Raw genomic sequence first — 18,505 nt, forward strand, 5'->3', positions numbered from 1 at the left:
CGGATGGCTCTGTGTGTAACCGCAGCCCCGTGCCAAATTCATTCTTTGCCCTGGATGTCCAAAAGCCTTGATTCGTCTGCTGAAATTTTTCGGTTGGTCCATCGTCGCCGTTTTCTGCGGACTGCTCTTAAGTCTCAGCGGCGCCTTTCTTTACCTTAGTCCGGGTTTGCCGTCTGTGGAGGCGCTGAGAAGCATTCAGTTGCAGATTCCTCTGCGCGTCTACAGCAGCGACAACAAGTTGATCGCAGAATTTGGCGAAATGCGCCGTACGCCGATCCGTTTCGCCGACATTCCGCCCAATTTCATCAATGCGTTACTAAGTGCTGAAGACGACAATTTTGCCAATCACTATGGCGTCGACCCGAGCAGCCTGATGCGTGCGGCAACGCAATTGGTCAAGAGTGGGCACATTCAGTCCGGCGGCAGCACCATCACCATGCAGGTGGCGAAGAACTTCTTCCTCACCAGCGAGCGCAGCTTTTCGCGCAAAACCACAGAAATTCTCCTGGCCCTGCAGATCGAACGACAGCTGACCAAGGACGAGATCCTTGAGCTGTACGTCAACAAGATCTACCTGGGTAACCGCGCCTACGGCATCGAGGCGGCGGCGCAGGTGTATTACGGCAAATCGATCCGTGACATCAGCCTCGCGCAGATGGCGATGATCGCCGGTCTGCCAAAGGCTCCGTCGCGCTTCAACCCGCTGGCCAACCCGGCACGCAGCAAAGAACGCCGCGACTGGATCCTCGGGCGCATGTACAAGTTGGGCAAGATCAGCGAAGCCGACTACACCGCGGCGATCAACGAGCCGCTGAACGCCAGCTACCACGTGCCGACCCCGGAAGTGAACGCACCGTACATCGCCGAAATGGCCCGTGCCGAAATGGTCGGTCGTTATGGCAGCGAGGCCTACACCGAAGGCTTCCGCGTCACCACCACAGTGCCAAGCAATCTGCAGGAAATGGCCAACACCGCACTGCACGAAGGCTTGATGACTTACGACCAGCGCCACGGCTACCGTGGCCCCGAGTCGCGCCTGCCGGGCAAGACCCGCGAAGCGTGGGCCAGCGAACTGACCAAGCAGCGCACCATCAGCAGTCTCGAACCTGCGATCGTTACCCAAGTCGATAAAACCGGCCTGCAAGTGCTGACCCGCACCGGTGAAGAGCACGTTGCCTGGGACACGATGAAATGGGCGCGACCGTTCCTCAATACCAACAGCATGGGCGCCAACCCGCGCCAGCCGTCGGATGTCGCGCAGGTCGGTGATCTGATCCGCGTGCAGCGCCAGACCGACAATTCACTGAAATTCAGTCAGATTCCGCAGGCTCAGGGCGCACTGGTGTCGCTGGATCCGCAGAACGGCGCGATCCGTTCGCTGGTGGGTGGCTTCGCTTTCGAGCAGAGCAACTACAACCGCGCCATGCAGGCCAAGCGTCAGCCGGGTTCGAGCTTCAAGCCATTCGTTTACAGCGCCGCGCTGGATAACGGCTACACCGCTGCCAGCCTGGTCAACGATGCGCCGATCGTGTTCGTCGACGAGTACCTGGACAAGGTCTGGCGACCGAAGAACGACACCAACACCTTCCTCGGCCCGATCCGCCTGCGTGAAGCGCTGTACAAGTCGCGCAACCTGGTGTCGATCCGCCTGTTGCAGGCCATGGGTGTGGGCAAGACCATCGACTACATCACCCGCTTCGGCTTCAACAAGCAGGACCTGCCGCCGAACCTGTCGCTGGCACTCGGCACCGCAACGCTGACGCCGATGGAAATCGCCACTGGCTGGAGCACCTTTGCCAACGGCGGCTACAAGATCACCCCGTACATCATCGACAGGATCGAAAGCCGTAACGGCGACACGCTGTTCGTCGCCAACCCGCCGACCGTGCCACAGGGTGGTGCGGCGACCGACGGTATCGCTGCGCCGGCTACCGAGTCGTTCACGGTCAATGCCGCTCCGGTTGCCGGTGAAGCGTCGGGCAATCCGGCAGTGCCGCAAGCGCCGGCCGTGGCCGAGCGGATTGTCGATGGACGTACCACCTACATCCTCAACAGCATGCTGCAGGACGTAATCAAACTCGGCACCGGCCGCCGTGCACTGGCCATGGGCCGCAGTGACATCGCCGGCAAGACCGGTACCACCAACGAATCGAAAGATGCCTGGTTCTCCGGTTACAACGCTGATTACGTAACCACCGTGTGGACCGGTTTCGACCAGCCGGAAAGCCTCGGACGCCGTGAGTTCGGTGGCACCGTGGCGCTGCCGATCTGGATGAATTACATGTCGGCCGCGCTGAAAGACAAGCCGCCGCATGTGCAGCCTGAGCCGGAAGGTCTGCTCAGCCTGCGGGTGGATCCGGTCAGTGGCCGTGCAGCGACACCGAGCACACCGGGGGCGTACTTCGAACTGTTCAAGGCCGAAGACACGCCGCCATCGGTGAACGAGCTGGGCAACGGCGTTGTGCCTGGCAGTCCGCTGCCGGCGGATGAGCAGGCGCCGATCGATCTGTTCTAGGGAGCAGCTGCAAGCGCCAAGCTACAAGCGGCAAGCAAAAGCGCGAACGATGCACGCTTGTAGCTTGTAGCTTGTAGCTTGTAGCTTGTAGCTTGTAGCTTGTAGCTTGTAGCCCATAAAAAAACCCAGCACCAGGCTGGGTTTTTTTATGGGCGGCTGCTTTTAACCGTTGAACACGTCATCCACGCTTTTCAGCGGGTAGTTCTTCGGATACGGCAGGGTGGCCACGCCGGTCTCGATCGCGGCCTTGGCCACGGCGTCGGAGATCAGGGTGATCAGCCGCTTGTCCATTGGTTTCGGAATGATGTACTCACGGCCGAATTCCAGCGGAGCACCGCCGTAGGCATCGCACACGTCCTGTGGAACCGGCAGTTTGGCCAGTTCGCGCAGGGCGTTGGCGGCGGCGACTTTCATTTCTTCGTTGATGCGCTTGGCGCGAACGTCCAGGGCACCACGGAAGATGAACGGGAAGCCCAGCACGTTGTTGACCTGGTTCGGGTAGTCCGAACGGCCGGTGGCCATGATCACGTCGCTACGGGTGGCGTGCGCCAGTTCCGGGGAGATTTCCGGATCCGGGTTGGAGCAGGCGAAGACGATCGGGTTGGCCGCCATCGACAGCAGGCCTTCGGCGCTCAGCAGGTTCGGACCGGACAGACCGACGAATACGTCAGCGCCTGCCAGTGCGTCTGCCAGGGTGCGCTTCTCGGTAGCGTGGGCGAACACGGCTTTGTACTGGTTCAGGTCGTCACGGCCGGAGTGGATCACGCCGGTACGGTCAACCATGAAGATGTTTTCGATGCGAGCGCCCATGCTCACCAGCAGTTTCATGCAGGAGATGGCGGCAGCACCGGCACCGAGGCAGACAATCTTCGCTTCCGGCAGGGTTTTGCCCGCGATTTCCAGGGCGTTGATCATACCGGCAGCGGTCACGATCGCGGTGCCGTGCTGGTCATCGTGGAACACCGGAATATCGCACTGCTCGATCAGAGCGCGTTCGATCTCAAAGCACTCAGGCGCCTTGATGTCTTCCAGGTTGATGCCACCGAAGGTGATGGAGATGCGCTTGACGGTGTCGATGAAGGCCTGCGGGCTTTCGGAGTCGACTTCGATGTCGAATACGTCGATGCCGGCGAAACGCTTGAACAGTACGCCCTTGCCTTCCATTACAGGCTTGGAAGCCAGTGGGCCGAGGTTGCCCAGACCCAGGATCGCGGTGCCGTCGGAAATGACTGCCACCAGGTTGCCCTTGCCGGTGTATTTGTAGGCCAGTTCAGGATCGCGAGCGATCTCGCGCACTGGTTCAGCTACGCCGGGGCTGTAGGCCAGCGACAGGTCGCGGGCGGTTGCAGTGGCCTTGGTGAGCTCGACACTCAGCTTCCCCGGACGAGGATTGGCGTGGTATTCGAGAGCGGCAGTTTTCAGATCAGACATTTTGGCATTCCGCTTTTTTACTGTTGGACAGACTGGTCAGCGAGGATACGCGCCTCGCAAAGTCCCCACAAGACTGGGCAGTCACCGCTGTCAAGCGCCCTGCCCTACGACTTTGGGCCAAGAGCCACGGCACACAAGGGCTGGACTGTTCACAATCAATCAGAAAAATGTCTACAATTTTTCTTCAGCGCGGTACGTGCAGCATCGAAGGATCGGTCAACGGCAGCAACCAGCGCGCCTGACCTTTTTGCAGACCACCGCGCCGGGATCGGTCAACCACCCAGCCACGCGCCTCGATCTGCCTGCCTTTCAATGCTTGCAAACCAGCACTGTCAAATTGTCCGAGCAGATTGGGTGCAACCCGCAATACAAGCGTGTCCTGCAACTCGATCCAGATTCCGCCGCGATTGCGCTGCACCTTGCTCACCCTACCGCTGACTACGGCAAAGCCCGAACGCTGGATCTGCTGCGCTTTCTGGACCGGCGATTGCCGCCAGAGACCAAGTCCGGCCTGTCGCGCGCTGCGTTCGGCGGCCTGTTGGCAGGCGACCAGATCGACGTTCGGGGCCACCGCGACCTGAAAACCCAGGCCAGCGGCAAGCATCTGCGCTTCGAGATTGGCACCGCTGACACTGTAAACATGCGCCAGCGTACGCCCGTAATGGTCTTTCGCCTGCTTGCCGGGCCGCAGACCGACCCGGCCGCCGCTGTCATCGACCAGCGCTTGCAGGCGTTTGCGCGCCGCCACGGCGAAGGGCTCGTCGCTGCGGCCCTGCTTGCCCAGCTCCGGCGTATTGAGGCCGATCATGCGCACGCTGCGGCCATCGCTCAGGCGCAGAGTGTCGCCATCGACCACCCGCTGCACGGAAACGCTGGTCAGCCCTGCGGGTGTCGGGCAGAACGCCTGGGCGGCGGACAGCCAAATCGCAGACACAAAAAAGGCGCCCGTAAGGGACGCCTTTTTCATCAGTCTGGAGAAGTCGAAGCGACCTTCCAAAATGATCAGCCTCAGGCTTTTTTGCCGACGCCGAAAGTAGCGAAACGGTCTGCGAACTTCTGCACACGGCCGCCGGTGTCCAGAGTCTTCTGCTTACCGGTGTAGAACGGGTGGCATTCGTTGCAAACGTCGATCGCCAGGGCTTTGCCGTAGGTCGAACGAGTTTCGAACTTGTTACCGCAGCTGCAGGTAACAGCGATTTCCGGGTAGTTCGGATGGATTTCGGCTTTCATGGTGTCTTCCTCAGGCTAGCGTGCCGCCACCCAACACTATTGTTGAATACCGCACGTAATTAGGCCGCGGATTCTACCAGACCTTTTCAATCGCGCAAGCTGTCACCGAGACCGACCGTCTGCTAGGCTCCCGACCTTGAACGCATTCCCCTGTGGGAGCGAGCTTGCTCGCGAATGCGTTGTGTCAGTCAATGTCCAAGCGTCTGATACACCGCCTTCGCGAGCAAGCTCGCTCCCAGAATTGATCTGCGTTCAACCCTTCTTTTGCGTTTATAGAGATCCTCCCGCGTGCCCGACGCCATTCTGCGCCTTGCCCTGCCTTCGCCTCTGCGCCGCCTGTTCGATTACCGGGCGCCGGCCGGGGTGCGGCGCGAGCAATTGCAGCCGGGCATGCGCCTGCGGGTGCCGTTCGGTCGGCGCGAGATGATCGGCATTCTGGTCGAGGTCACCGACATCAGCGAAGTACCGGCGGACAAGCTCAAGCCGGCGCTGGCCCTGCTCGACACGACTTCGCCACTGCCGCCAGCGCTGTTCAAGCTGTGCCTGTGGACCGCGCAGTATTACCAGCACAGCCTCGGCGACACCTTGAACTGGGCCTTGCCAGTATTGCTGCGTCAGGGCGAGTTGGCCGAGGCCCGGCAGGAACGCTTCTGGTCGATCGCCCCCGGCGCCAGCGTTGACGACCCGCGAGTGGCCCGTGCGCCACGCCAGCGCGAGGCGCTGACCACGCTGGCCCAGCACCCCCACGGCGTCGCCCATCAGTTGTTGAGCAAACTGATGCTGAGCAAGGACAGCCTCGATCTGCTGCTGGCCAAGGGGCTGGTGCAGGTCGAAATCCGCCGCCACGCCCCCGGCGCTCGCCATGAACACTGGCTGGCGCAACCGGAGCTGCCGCTCAACAGTGAACAACGCGCGGCGTATCAAGCGATTCGCGCCGGCTTCGACAGTTATCACGCCTTCCTGTTGGCCGGCGTCACCGGCAGCGGCAAGACCGAAGTCTATCTGCAACTGATTCGCGAGACCCTCGAAGCCGGCAAACAGGCACTGGTGCTGATCCCGGAAATCAACCTCGGCCCGCAGACCCTGGCGCGTTTCGAACAGCGCTTCAACGCGCGCATCGCCCTGCTGCACTCGGCGGTAAATGATCGCGAACGCCTGGAAGCCTGGCTCGCCGCCCGTGATGGCGAGGCCGACATTATTATCGGCACCCGTTCGGCCCTGTTCACCCCGATGAAAAATCCCGGGCTGATCATCATCGATGAAGAGCACGACGGTTCCTATAAACAGCAGGAAGGTCTGCGCTACCACGCTCGCGATCTGGCGCTGGTACGCGCACGGCAGGAAAACATCCCGATCGTGCTCGGCTCCGCCACGCCGTCGCTGGAGAGCCTGCATAACGCTTACACCGGTCGCTATGGCCTGCTGCGTCTGAACGAACGCGCTGGCGGCGCCAAGCAACCGCGCTTCCTGCGTCTGGACGTGAAAAGCCGTCCGCTCGACAGCGGTATTTCCGGACCGATGCAGCAAGCCATCGGCCAGACCCTCGCCAACGGCCAGCAGGTGCTGGTGTTCCTCAACCGGCGCGGCTTTGCCCCGACCCTGCTCTGCCACGATTGCGGCTGGATGTCCGAGTGCTCGCGCTGCGATGCGCGCATGACCGTGCATCAACGTTACGGCGAGTTGCGCTGTCACCACTGCGGCAACGTCGAGCGCACGCCGCGCCAGTGTCCGAAGTGCAGCAAGGTCGATCTGCGCCCGGTCGGCGCCGGTACCGAACGCGCCGAAGAACGTCTGGCGATTCTGTTCCCGGATTACCCGGTACTGCGCGTCGATCGCGACAGCACCTCGCGCAAGGACGCGATGAATCAGTTGTTCGCGACGATCCAGAAAGGCCAGCCGTGCATTCTGGTCGGCACGCAGATGTTGGCCAAAGGGCACCACTTCCCACGGGTGACGCTGGTGTCGATTCTGGATGCCGACGGCGGCCTGTTTTCCGGCGACTTCCGCGCCAGCGAGCGCATGGCGCAACTGATCGTCCAGGTCGCCGGGCGTGCCGGACGGGCTGAAGAGCCGGGCAAGGTGATCATCCAGACGCATTTGGCCGACCATCCTTTATTGGTGCAACTGACCGAGCAGGGTTATTTCGCCTTCGCCGAACAAGCCCTGAGCGAACGCCGCGCCGCCGGATTGCCGCCGTTCGCCCATCTGGCACTGTTGCGTGCCGAAGCGCACAAGCCGGGGCAGGCGGAAGGCTTTCTCGATGAAGCGTGCAGCGAGGCCGAACGCCTGCTGGCCGAATTGAATCTGAGCGGCATCGAGCTGCTCGGGCCGGTGCCGGCACCGATGGAGCGCCGCGCCGGGCGTTATCGCGCACAGCTGTTGTTGCAGGCGACCGCGCGGGCGCCGTTGCACCGGTTGCTGGCCAGCTGGATGCTGGTGCTGGAGCAGATGCCGAGCGGGCGGGCCGTGCGCTGGTCGCTGGATGTTGATCCCGTCGATTTGTATTGAAGATCAAAAGATCGTCCGAACGCGGCCCGAGCCTTCGGCAGCTCCTACAGATAAATGCCGATTCCTGTGTAGGAGCCGCCGAAGGCTGCGATCTTTTGACTTTGATGTCACCACATATCCACATCCTGCCTGCTAAGGTTGGCAAGCCCGTCTTCGCAACGGATAATGCCCAGTTTTTCCACCCGCGCATCGATGCGCCCGCCGCGCTTGCGGTCGAAAGAGAAGACCATGAAAGACACCATTCGCCAGCTGATCCAGCAAGCCCTCACCCAACTCGTCAACGAAGGTGTGTTGCCTGAAGGCCTGACGCCGGCGATCCAGGTGGAGAACGCCCGCGACAAGACCCACGGCGACTTCGCCAGCAACATCGCCATGATGCTGGCCAAGCCTGCCGGCATGAAGCCGCGCGATCTGGCGGAGAAAATCATCGCCGCCCTGCCCGCTGACGAGAACGTCACCAAGGCCGAAATCGCCGGCCCGGGCTTCATCAATTTCTTCCAGAACACCCAGGCCCTGGCCTCGCGCCTCGACGCCGCACTGGCCGACGCCCATGTCGGCGTGCGCAAGGCCGGCCCGGCGCAGCGCACCGTGGTCGATCTGTCGGCGCCGAACCTGGCCAAAGAGATGCACGTCGGCCACTTGCGCTCGACCATCATCGGCGACGGCGTGGCCCGGGTGCTTGAGTTCCTCGGCGACGAAGTGATCCGCCAGAATCACGTCGGCGACTGGGGCACTCAGTTCGGCATGCTGATGGCGTACCTGCAGGAAAACCCGATCACCAGCGACGAGCTGTCCGACCTGGAAAACTTCTACCGTGCGGCCAAGCAGCGTTTCGACGAGTCCGAAGAATTCGCCGACCGCGCCCGTGGCCTGGTGGTCAAGTTGCAGGCTGGCGATGCCGAATGCCTGGCACTGTGGACCAAGTTCAAGGACATCTCGCTGTCGCACTGCCAGAAGATCTACGAACTGCTCAACGTCAAACTGACCATGGCCGACGTCATGGGCGAAAGTGCCTACAACGACGATCTGATCAATGTGGTCAACGATCTCAAGGCTGCCGGCATGCTGGTCGAGAGCAACGGCGCCCAGTGCGTGTTCCTCGACGAGTTCAAGAACGCCGATGGCGACCCGCTGCCGGTGATCATCGTCAAGGCCGACGGCGGTTACCTGTACGCCACCACTGACCTCGCCGCCGTGCGTTACCGCAGCGGCAAGCTCAAGGCTGATCGCGCGCTGTATTTCGTCGACCAGCGTCAGGCCCTGCACTTCCAGCAGGTCTTCGCGGTGGCGCGCAAGGCCGGTTTCGTCACCCATCCGATGGAAATGGAACACATGGGTTTCGGCACCATGAACGGCGCCGATGGCCGTCCATTCAAGACCCGTGATGGCGGCACCGTGAAGCTGATCGATCTGCTCACCGAAGCCCAGGAACGCGCCTACAACCTGGTGAAAGAGAAGAACCCGACCCTGGCCGAAGACGAGTTGCGCAACATCGCCAAGGTCGTCGGCATCGGCGCGGTGAAATACGCCGACCTGTCCAAGCATCGCACCAGCGACTACAGCTTCAACTTCGACCTGATGCTCAATTTCGAAGGCAACACCGCGCCGTATCTGCTGTACGCCTACACCCGCGTGGCCGGTGTGTTCCGCAAACTGGGCAAGGACTTCAGCGAAGTCGACGGCCAGATCGTCCTCGAAGCGGCGCACGAGCAAGAGCTGGCGGCGAAGCTGGCGCAGTTCGGCGAAGTGTTGAACAACGTCGCTGAAAAAGGCACGCCGCACATTCTCTGCACCTACCTGTACGACGTCGCCGGCCTGTTCTCCAGCTTCTACGAGAACTGCCCGATCCTCGCCGCCGACACCCCGGCGCAGATGCAGAGCCGTCTGCGTCTGGCCGCACTGACCGGTCGCACCCTCAAGCAAGGCCTGGAGCTGTTGGGTCTGGAAACTCTGGAGCGTATGTAAGTTGGCTGCCAAGAAAAAACCTGCACCCAAACGCGGCGCCAGCCGCTATCAGGCCCCGGCGAAACAACCGATTCCGGGCTGGCTGTGGATGGCCATCGGCCTGACCGTCGGCGCGTTCATCGTGTTTCTGATGAAACTGGAACCGGGCAAGGGCAGCGACACGGTCAAGCGCGAGAAGGTCGAGCAACAGCAGAAAGCGTCGAAGATTGCCGAGGCCAACAAGACCCCGCCGAGCCCGACGCAACCGGTGAAGCCGAAGTACGACTTCTACACCTTGCTGCCGGAATCGGAAGTGATCGTGCCGCCGGACGCGGTACCGGAGAAGACCCTGCCGACGCCGCAAGTGCCGGCCATCCCGACCACGCCGGTGACCCCGGCCGAAGCGGCGAAGATCGACACCGCACGGGCGCAGGCAGCCTTGGCGGGTATCACGCCGCCGCCAGCGCCGCCAGTGAGCAAGGCCGCGCCAGTGACCAAGTTCTTCCTCCAGGCCGGTTCGTTCCGCAAGGAAACCGATGCTGACAAGGTGCGTGCGCAGATCATTCTGCTCGGCCAAGCCGTCGCGGTGGAGTCCGGCACGGTCAAGGATGAAACCTGGTACCGCGTCTTGGTCGGGCCGTTCAGCAACCGTGAACAACTGACCACGGCGCAGAAACAACTGGCTGGTGCGGGCTTCAGTAACCTGTTGTTACAACAACGTCAGAGCCGCTAAGGCTCTCAGAGGTCAGCTGCAACTTGCAGGTGACCTTCAAACTTTGTGGTGAGGGGATTTACCCCCGTTTGGCTGCGAAGCAGCCCTGAAACCAGCCATTGCGGTGCAGCAGGCATACCGCAAATGATGGTTTCGCGACTGCTCCGCAGCCGAACGGGGATAAATCCCCTCGCCACAGTCATCACACACACCATTCGTCTCCCATCGTCCCTGCCGGTTGAAATCCCCTCCAGCACCCCCATATGAATGGGCATAAGGCATTTTCGCCCCGCTGCGTGGAGACTCTTCCCTTGACCACCATCGTTTCAGTCCGCCGCCACGGCAAAGTCGTCATGGGCGGCGACGGCCAGGTTTCTCTCGGCAACACCGTGATGAAAGGCAACGCCAAAAAGGTCCGTCGCCTTTACCACGGCCAGGTCATCGCCGGTTTCGCCGGTGCCACCGCCGACGCCTTTACCCTGTTCGAACGTTTCGAAGGCCAGCTCGAAAAACATCAGGGTCACCTGATCCGCGCCGCTGTCGAACTCGCCAAAGAATGGCGCACCGACCGCTCCCTGAGCCGCCTCGAAGCGATGCTCGCGGTTGCCAACAAGGATGCTTCGCTGATCATCACCGGCAACGGTGACGTGGTCGAACCCGAAGATGGCCTGATCGCCATGGGTTCCGGCGGCGCCTACGCGCAAGCCGCCGCCAGCGCCCTGCTGAAAAAGACCGACCTGTCGGCGCGCGAGATCGTCGAAACCGCTCTCGGCATCGCTGGCGACATCTGTGTATTCACCAACCACACCCAGACCATTGAGGAGCAGGATCTCGCTGAATAAGCCTGTTGCGGCCCGTGTGCCACGGCTTGTTTCTGCTTGAGGACCGTCAATTACTATGTCCATGACTCCCCGCGAAATCGTCCACGAACTCAACCGCCACATCATCGGCCAGGACGATGCCAAGCGCGCCGTCGCGATTGCCCTGCGCAACCGCTGGCGCCGCATGCAGCTGCCTGAAGAGCTGCGCGTTGAGGTGACCCCGAAGAACATCCTGATGATCGGCCCGACCGGTGTCGGTAAAACCGAGATCGCCCGTCGCCTGGCGAAACTGGCCAATGCGCCGTTCATCAAGGTCGAAGCGACCAAATTCACCGAAGTCGGTTATGTCGGCCGTGACGTCGAGTCGATCATCCGTGATCTGGCCGATGCCGCGATCAAAATGCTCCGCGAACAGGAAATGACCCGCGTACGCCACCGCGCCGAAGACGCCGCCGAGGATCGCATCCTCGACGCGTTGCTGCCGCCGGCACGCATGGGTTTCAGCAACGAAGAAGCGCCGAGCTCCGATTCCAATACGCGTCAGCTGTTCCGCAAGCGCCTGCGCGAAGGCCAGCTGGACGACAAGGAAATCGAGATCGAAGTCGCCGAAGTCTCCGGCATCGAAATCGCCACGCCGCCAGGCATGGAAGAGATGACCAACCAGCTGCAATCGCTGTTTGCCAACATGGGCAAGGGCAAGAAGAAGTCGCGCAAGCTCAAGGTCAAGGAAGCGCTGAAACTGGTGCGCGATGAAGAAGCCGGGCGTCTGGTCAACGAAGAAGAGCTGAAGGCCAAGGCGCTGGAAGCGGTCGAGCAGCACGGTATCGTCTTCATCGACGAGATCGACAAGGTCGCCAAGCGCGGCAATGTCGGCGGCGCCGATGTCTCCCGCGAAGGCGTACAGCGCGACCTGCTGCCGCTGATCGAGGGCTGCACCGTCAATACCAAACTGGGCATGGTCAAGACCGACCACATCCTGTTCATCGCCTCCGGCGCGTTCCACTTGAGCAAGCCAAGCGATCTGGTGCCGGAGCTGCAAGGTCGTCTGCCGATCCGCGTCGAGCTCAAGGCGCTGAGCCCGGAAGACTTCGAACGCATCCTCAGCGAACCGCACGCCTCGCTCACCGAGCAATACTGCGCGCTGCTGAAGACCGAAGGCCTGAACATCCAGTTCCAGCCCGAGGGCATCAAGCGTCTGGCGGAGATCGCCTGGCAGGTCAACGAGAAAACCGAGAACATCGGTGCCCGTCGCCTGCACACCTTGCTCGAGCGTCTGCTCGAAGAGGTGTCGTTCAGCGCCGGCGACCTCGCCAGCGCCCACGATGACAAGGCGATTCTGATCGACGCCGACTACGTCAACAGCCACCTCGGCGAATTGGCGCAGAACGAAGATCTGTCCCGCTACATTCTGTAGAGCGGCAAGCTACAAGCTACAAGCGGCAAGCTGAGTTAAGCTTGCAACTTGTAGCTTGCAGCTAAAGGCTGTTTTTCATGATTCCCACCGACATCAAACTGCACAAAGCCTCGAAAACACTGACGCTCACTTACGCGTCCGGCGAGGAATTCACCCTGCCCGCCGAGTTTCTGCGCGTGCACTCCCCCTCCGCCGAGGTCCAGGGCCACGGCAAACCGATCCTGCAATTCGGCAAGCTCAACGTGGGTCTGAGCAAGCTGGAACCGGCTGGCAACTATGCACTGAAACTGACCTTCGACGACGGTCACGACAGCGGCCTGTTCACCTGGGAATACCTCTACGAACTCGGCAAGCGCCAGAACGAACTCTGGGACGATTATCTTGCCGAGCTGCGCGCTGCCGGAAAATCCCGGGATCCGAACGAGTCGTTCGTCAAGCTGATGCTCTAGGCCGTGGCTCTCGCTCTTTAGAGGGCATTTTCTAACTTCATCTGTTTGAATGCTCCGCGCATACGGCCCCGGATCGGCCGCTTGCGAAAAAAATTAAACTCGGGTAACCAATGGAGCTGGCAAGTTCCCTGCAGTGCTCTACGACTGTAAAGCAGCTATGCAGAATCAACGGTCACCCGAGCAGTAGTACCCGGCATTGGCTGTGGAAGCGACAGCGTGAAACCGGGTACTCGTCTCAGGACAATGGAGCGTCGTAGATGAGTGACAAGAATAACGATGACCTGAAGTACCAAGCCTCGGAAAACACTCTGGGGCTTAACCCCGTCGTCGGGCTGCGCGGAAAGGATCTGCTGGCCTCTGCTCGAATGGTGCTGAAACAGGCCATCAGACAACCGATTCACAGCGTCAGGCACGTGACCCATTTCGGCCTCGAACTGAAGAACGTGCTGCTGGGGAAATCCGCGCTGCAACCGGCCGGTGATGACCGCCGCTTTGCCGACCCGGCGTGGAGCCAGAACCCGCTATACAAACGTTATCTGCAAACCTACCTGGCCTGGCGCAAGGAACTGCATGCCTGGATTGATGACAGCAGCCTGTCCGCCAAGGACATCGCTCGCGGCCATTTCGTCATCAACCTGATGACCGAAGCCATGGCGCCGACCAATACGGCGGCCAATCCGGCGGCGGTCAAACGCTTCTTCGAAACCGGCGGCAAGAGCCTGCTCGATGGCCTCTCGCATCTGGCCAAGGATCTGGTGCACAACGGCGGCATGCCGAGCCAGGTCAACATGGGCGCGTTCGAAGTCGGCAAGAGCCTCGGCGTCACCGAAGGCGCGGTGGTGTTCCGCAATGATGTGCTGGAGCTGATCCAGTACCGGCCGATCACCGAGCAGGTCCATGAGCGCCCGCTGCTGGTAGTGCCGCCGCAGATCAACAAGTTCTACGTTTTCGACTTGAGTCCGGACAAAAGCCTGGCGCGCTTCTGCCTGCGCAACAATGTGCCGACCTTCATCATCAGCTGGCGCAACCCGACCAAGGCCCAGCGCGAGTGGGGCCTGTCGACGTATATCGAAGCGCTGAAGGAAGCGGTCGACGTGGTCACGGCGATCACCGGCAGCAAAGATGTGAACATGCTCGGCGCCTGTTCCGGCGGCATCACCTGTACCGCCCTGCTCGGCCACTACGCCGCGCTCGGCGAGAACAAGGTCAACGCCCTCACCCTGCTGGTCAGCGTGCTCGACACCACCCTGGACAGCGATGTCGCCCTGTTCGTCGACGAGCAGACCCTAGAGACCGCCAAGCGCCACTCCTACCAGGCCGGCGTGCTCGAAGGCAAAGACATGGCCAAGGTCTTCGCCTGGATGCGCCCCAACGATCTGATCTGGAACTACTGGGTCAACAACTACCTGCTCGGCAACGAGCCGCCGGTGTTCGACATCCTGTTCTGGAACAACGACACCACCCGCCTGCCCGCCGCGTTCCACGGCGACCTGATCGAGATGTTCAAAAACAATCCACTGATCCGCCCCAATGCACTGGAAGTGTGCGGCACGCCGATCGACCTCAAGCAGGTCACCGCCGACATCTTCTCGCTGGCCGGCACCAACGATCACATCACGCCGTGGAAGTCCTGCTACAAGTCGGCGCAACTGTTCGGCGGCAAAGTTGAATTCGTGCTGTCGAGCAGCGGCCATATCCAGAGCATCCTCAACCCGCCGGGCAACCCGAAATCGCGTTACATGACCAGCGAAGAGATGGCAGCGACTGCCGATGACTGGCAGGAAAACTCGACCAAGCACACCGATTCCTGGTGGCTGTACTGGCAGGCATGGCTGGCCGAGCGCTCGGGCAACCTGAAAAAGGCCCCGACGAAACTGGGCAACAAAGCGTACCCGGCAGGCGAGGCTTCGCCGGGCACTTATGTTCACGAACGGTAACTGACACCACCCATTGTGGGAGAGGGCCTTGTGGCGAGGGGATTTATCCCCGTTCGGCTGCGAAGCAGTCGTGAATCGACTAGCCGCGATCAGTCTGACAAATCGCGGTTTCAGGATTCGGGGTCGCTTCGCAACCCAACGGGGATAAATCCCCTCACCACAAGGCCCGCTCCTACAGGAATACGGGTGGACTTGAAATCTACAGGGCCTGAAGCATGCCGCAACCGTTCATATTCCGCACCGTCGATCTGGATGGCCAGACCCTTCGCACGGCGGTGCGTCCCGGCAAGCCTCATTTGACGCCTCTGCTGATTTTCAACGGCATCGGCGCCAACCTGGAGCTGGTGTTCCCGTTTGTCGCGGCGCTCGACCCGGATCTGGAAGTGATCGCCTTCGACGTCCCCGGGGTCGGCGGGTCGTCGACGCCGAACCGACCGTATCGCTTCCCCGGCCTGGCCAAACTGACGGCGCGGATGCTCGACTATCTCGACTACGGTCAGGTCAATGTGATCGGCGTGTCGTGGGGCGGCGCCCTGGCGCAGCAGTTTGCCTACGACTACCCCGAGCGCTGCAAGAAACTGGTACTGGCGGCGACCGCGGCCGGTGCGGTGATGGTCCCGGGCAAGCCGAAAGTGCTGTGGATGATGGCCAGCCCGCGCCGCTACATCCAGCCATCCCATGTGATCCGCATCGCGCCGATGATCTACGGCGGCTCGTTCCGCCGCGACCCGACGCTGGCGGCCAGCCATGCGGCGAAAGTGCGCTCGGCGGGCAAGCTCGGCTACTACTGGCAGCTGTTCGCAGGCCTCGGCTGGACCAGCATCCACTGGCTGCACAAGATCCATCAGCCAACGCTGGTGCTGGCCGGCGATGACGACCCACTGATCCCGCTGATCAACATGCGCATGCTCGCCTGGCGCATTCCCAATGCGCAGTTGCACATCATCGATGACGGCCATCTGTTCCTGATTACCCGCGCCGAAGCGGTGGCGCCGATCATCATGAAGTTTCTCGAAGAGGAGCGTCTGCGCGCAGTCATGCACCCGCATCCGACCCCGCTGGGCGGCTGATCGCGGCGGCCTGCTTTATGCAGCACTTTCCAAATCAAGCGCGCGGCAGGACGCCGCGCAGGCAGCAACCGGTAACAGCGTCTATGGTGTTCTGGTTCGGTGAGTGTGTTTTTGCCCTGAAGACGAAGGAGTGTTGAGTCATGCGCGAAAAACCAGCGACGGGCGTGGTGCCCAGCCCCGCCGTGTTTATCAACGCCCAGAGTGCGATCGCCGGTCTGCGTGGCAGGGACCTGCTGTCGACACTGCGCAGCGTCGCCGCCCACGGCTTGCGCAATCCGTTGCACAGCGCAAAGCATGCGCTGAAGCTTGGCGGACAGTTGGGCCGCGTACTGCTCGGCGAAACCCTGCACCCGACCAATCCGCAAGACAGCCGCTTCGCCGATCCGGCGTGGAGCCTCAACCCGTTCTACCGACGCAGCCTGCAGGCTTATCTGGCCTGGCAGAAACAGGTCAAGAGCTGGATCGATGAAGGCGACATGAGCCCTGAAGATCGTGCCCGTGCGCACTTCGCTTTCACCCTGCTCAATGACGCTGTGGCGCCGTCCAACACTCTGCTCAATCCGCTGGCGGTCAAGGAGTTGTTCAATTCCGGCGGGCAGAGTCTGGTGCGTGGCCTGAGCCATCTGTTCGATGATCTGCTGCACAACGACGGCCTGCCACGGCAAGTGACCAAGCAGGCGTTCGAGGTCGGCAAAACCGTGGCGACCACCAGCGGATCGGTGGTGTTTCGCAATGAAATGTTCGAGCTGATCCAGTACAAATCGATGAGCGAAAAGCAGTACGCCAAACCGCTGCTGGTGGTGCCACCGCAAATCAACAAGTACTACATCTTCGATCTGAGCCCGCAGAACAGCTTCGTCCAGTACGCCCTGAAAAACAGCCTGCAAACCTTCATGATCAGTTGGCGCAATCCTGATGTGCGCCATCGCGAGTGGGGCCTGTCGAGTTACGTCGAAGCGGTCGAAGAAGCGATGAACATCTGCCGGGCGATTACCGGCACCCGCGAAGTCAACCTGATGGGAGCCTGCGCCGGCGGCCTGACCATCGCCGCCCTGCAAGGGCATTTGCAGGCCAAACGGCAACTGCGCCGGGTCGCCAGCGCGACGTATCTGGTCAGTCTGCTCGACAGCCAGATCGAAACCCCGGCCACGCTGTTCGCCGACGAGCAAACACTGGAAGCGGCCAAGCGTCGCTCGTATCAGCGAGGCGTGCTCGAGGGTCGCGACATGGCCAAAGTCTTCGCCTGGATGCGCCCCAACGATTTGATCTGGAGCTATTTCGTCAACAACTACTTGCTGGGCAAGGAGCCGCCCGCTTTCGACATTCTCTACTGGAACAATGACAACACCCGCCTGCCGGCGGCGCTGCACGGCGATCTGCTGGACTTCTTCAAGCACAACCCGCTGATCCACGCAGGCGGTCTAGAAGTGTGCGGTACGCCGATCGATCTGCAGAAGGTCAATGTCGACAGCTTCAGCGTCGCCGGCATGAACGACCACATCACGCCATGGGACGCGGTGTATCGCTCGACCCTTCTGCTCGGTGGCGAACGACGTTTCGTGCTGTCCAACAGCGGCCACGTGCAGAGCATCCTCAACCCGCCGAGCAACCCGAAAGCTGCCTACGTCGAAAACGCCAAACTGAGCAGTGACCCGCGCGCCTGGTACTACGATGCCAGACACGTCGACGGCAGCTGGTGGCCGCAGTGGCTGGAATGGGTCGCGCAGCGCTCCGGCGCCCTTAACGAGACCCGCACAACACTGGGTAATCCGAACTATCCACCGATGGAAGCGGCACCCGGCACCTATGTGCATGTGCGCTGACGCTCAACCGAAATTTTCTAAGAAGACTGGATGAAAACCCGCGACCGGATCCTCGAATGTGCACTGCAACTGTTCAACGAAAAGGGTGAGCCGAACGTTTCCACCATGGAGGTGGCCAACGAAATGGGGATCAGCCCAGGCAACCTCTACTACCACTTCCACGGTAAGGAACCGCTGATTCTCGGCCTGTTCGAACGCTTCCAGCACGAGCTCGCGCCCCTGCTCGACCCGCCACCGGACGTGGAGCTTGCACCGGAGGATTACTGGCTGTTTCTGCATTTGATCGTCGAGCGCCTGGCGCAATACCGGTTCCTGTTCCAGGACCTGTCGAACCTCGCCGGCCGCTTGCCGAAACTGGCCAAGGGAATTCGCAATCTGCTCAATGCGCTGAAGCGCACGCTGGCGTCGTTGCTGGCGCGACTGAAGGCTTCGGGGCAACTGGTCAGCGATACCCAGGCCTTGGGGCAATTGGTCGAGCAGGTGACCATGACGCTGCTGTTCTCGCTGGATTACCAGCGGATTCTGGATCGTGAGGGTGAGGTCAGGTTGGTGGTTTATCAGATCATGATGCTGGTGGCGCCGCATTTGCTGCCGCCAGTGAAGGTGGCGACAGAGCGAATGGCCCTGCAATACCTTGAGGATCACGACTGA

At 61.3% G+C, this 18,505-nt stretch carries 15 protein-coding genes; 11 read left to right on the forward strand and 4 right to left on the reverse strand.

The window, feature by feature from the left end; genetic code table 11:
* Positions 1–70 precede the first annotated feature (70 nt).
* Positions 71–2,515: a penicillin-binding protein 1A gene (locus AC0IXA_RS22475; protein WP_471814533.1), complete on the forward strand. Its 2,445-nt coding sequence runs from the start codon at positions 71–73 to the stop codon at positions 2,513–2,515.
* Positions 2,516–2,677: 162 nt separating this feature from the next.
* On the opposite strand, the gene AC0IXA_RS22480 is transcribed toward AC0IXA_RS22475, so the two are convergent.
* The 3 genes from AC0IXA_RS22480 to rpmE form a co-directional block, all read right to left on the reverse strand.
* Entirely contained in the window at positions 2,678–3,946 is a 1,269-nt protein-coding gene (locus AC0IXA_RS22480) for a malic enzyme-like NAD(P)-binding protein (RefSeq protein WP_016772053.1), read from the reverse strand.
* A gap of 184 nt (positions 3,947–4,130) precedes the next feature.
* On the reverse strand, positions 4,131–4,913 hold the full coding sequence (locus tag AC0IXA_RS22485; protein WP_471814534.1) for a thermonuclease family protein: 783 nt from the start codon (positions 4,911–4,913) through the stop codon (positions 4,131–4,133).
* A 41-nt stretch (positions 4,914–4,954) separates the two neighbouring features.
* On the reverse strand, positions 4,955–5,176 hold the full coding sequence (rpmE, locus tag AC0IXA_RS22490; RefSeq protein ID WP_016772055.1) for a 50S ribosomal protein L31: 222 nt from the start codon (positions 5,174–5,176) through the stop codon (positions 4,955–4,957).
* Positions 5,177–5,464: 288 nt separating this feature from the next.
* On the opposite strand from rpmE, the gene AC0IXA_RS22495 reads away from it, so the two are divergent.
* A complete protein-coding gene (locus AC0IXA_RS22495; RefSeq protein WP_471814529.1) occupies positions 5,465–7,684 on the forward strand; it encodes a primosomal protein N' in 2,220 nt (739 codons plus the stop codon).
* Between the two features lie 107 nt (positions 7,685–7,791).
* Here the strand turns inward: AC0IXA_RS22495 and AC0IXA_RS22500 are convergent, their stop codons facing one another.
* On the reverse strand, positions 7,792–7,914 hold the full coding sequence (locus AC0IXA_RS22500) for a hypothetical protein (RefSeq protein WP_016772057.1): 123 nt from the start codon (positions 7,912–7,914) through the stop codon (positions 7,792–7,794).
* Between AC0IXA_RS22500 and argS the strand changes: the two genes are divergently transcribed.
* From argS to AC0IXA_RS22545, 9 genes are all read left to right on the forward strand, one after another.
* Positions 7,913–9,649 (forward strand): arginine--tRNA ligase, encoded by a 1,737-nt coding sequence (gene argS, locus AC0IXA_RS22505; RefSeq protein WP_041477563.1) that lies wholly within the window; start codon positions 7,913–7,915, stop codon positions 9,647–9,649. The two genes, AC0IXA_RS22500 and argS, sit on opposite strands and share 2 nt — an antisense overlap.
* Position 9,650: 1 nt before the next feature.
* On the forward strand, positions 9,651–10,361 hold the full coding sequence (locus AC0IXA_RS22510; RefSeq protein ID WP_016772059.1) for an SPOR domain-containing protein: 711 nt from the start codon (positions 9,651–9,653) through the stop codon (positions 10,359–10,361).
* Between the two features lie 290 nt (positions 10,362–10,651).
* Positions 10,652–11,182, forward strand: coding sequence for an ATP-dependent protease subunit HslV (gene hslV / locus AC0IXA_RS22515; RefSeq protein WP_007968352.1), 531 nt, complete (start codon positions 10,652–10,654; stop codon positions 11,180–11,182).
* A gap of 55 nt (positions 11,183–11,237) precedes the next feature.
* On the forward strand, positions 11,238–12,575 hold the full coding sequence (gene hslU, locus AC0IXA_RS22520) for an ATP-dependent protease ATPase subunit HslU (protein ID WP_016772060.1): 1,338 nt from the start codon (positions 11,238–11,240) through the stop codon (positions 12,573–12,575).
* 77 nt (positions 12,576–12,652) lie between these two features.
* Positions 12,653–13,024: a gamma-butyrobetaine hydroxylase family protein gene (locus tag AC0IXA_RS22525; RefSeq protein ID WP_041477560.1), complete on the forward strand. Its 372-nt coding sequence runs from the start codon at positions 12,653–12,655 to the stop codon at positions 13,022–13,024.
* 257 nt (positions 13,025–13,281) lie between these two features.
* The gene (gene phaC / locus AC0IXA_RS22530) at positions 13,282–14,961 is read left to right on the forward strand and encodes a class II poly(R)-hydroxyalkanoic acid synthase (RefSeq protein WP_076565222.1); all 1,680 of its coding nucleotides are present in this window, start codon (positions 13,282–13,284) and stop codon (positions 14,959–14,961) included.
* 215 nt (positions 14,962–15,176) lie between these two features.
* A complete protein-coding gene (gene phaZ / locus AC0IXA_RS22535; RefSeq protein WP_016772063.1) occupies positions 15,177–16,031 on the forward strand; it encodes a poly(3-hydroxyalkanoate) depolymerase in 855 nt (284 codons plus the stop codon).
* Between the two features lie 140 nt (positions 16,032–16,171).
* Complete coding sequence (gene phaC / locus AC0IXA_RS22540) at positions 16,172–17,854, forward strand: class II poly(R)-hydroxyalkanoic acid synthase (protein WP_341638414.1); 1,683 nt, start codon at positions 16,172–16,174, stop codon at positions 17,852–17,854.
* A gap of 30 nt (positions 17,855–17,884) precedes the next feature.
* Positions 17,885–18,505 (forward strand): TetR/AcrR family transcriptional regulator, encoded by a 621-nt coding sequence (locus AC0IXA_RS22545; protein ID WP_024011259.1) that lies wholly within the window; start codon positions 17,885–17,887, stop codon positions 18,503–18,505.

This window comes from Pseudomonas sp. AC083 (genome assembly GCF_979253165.1).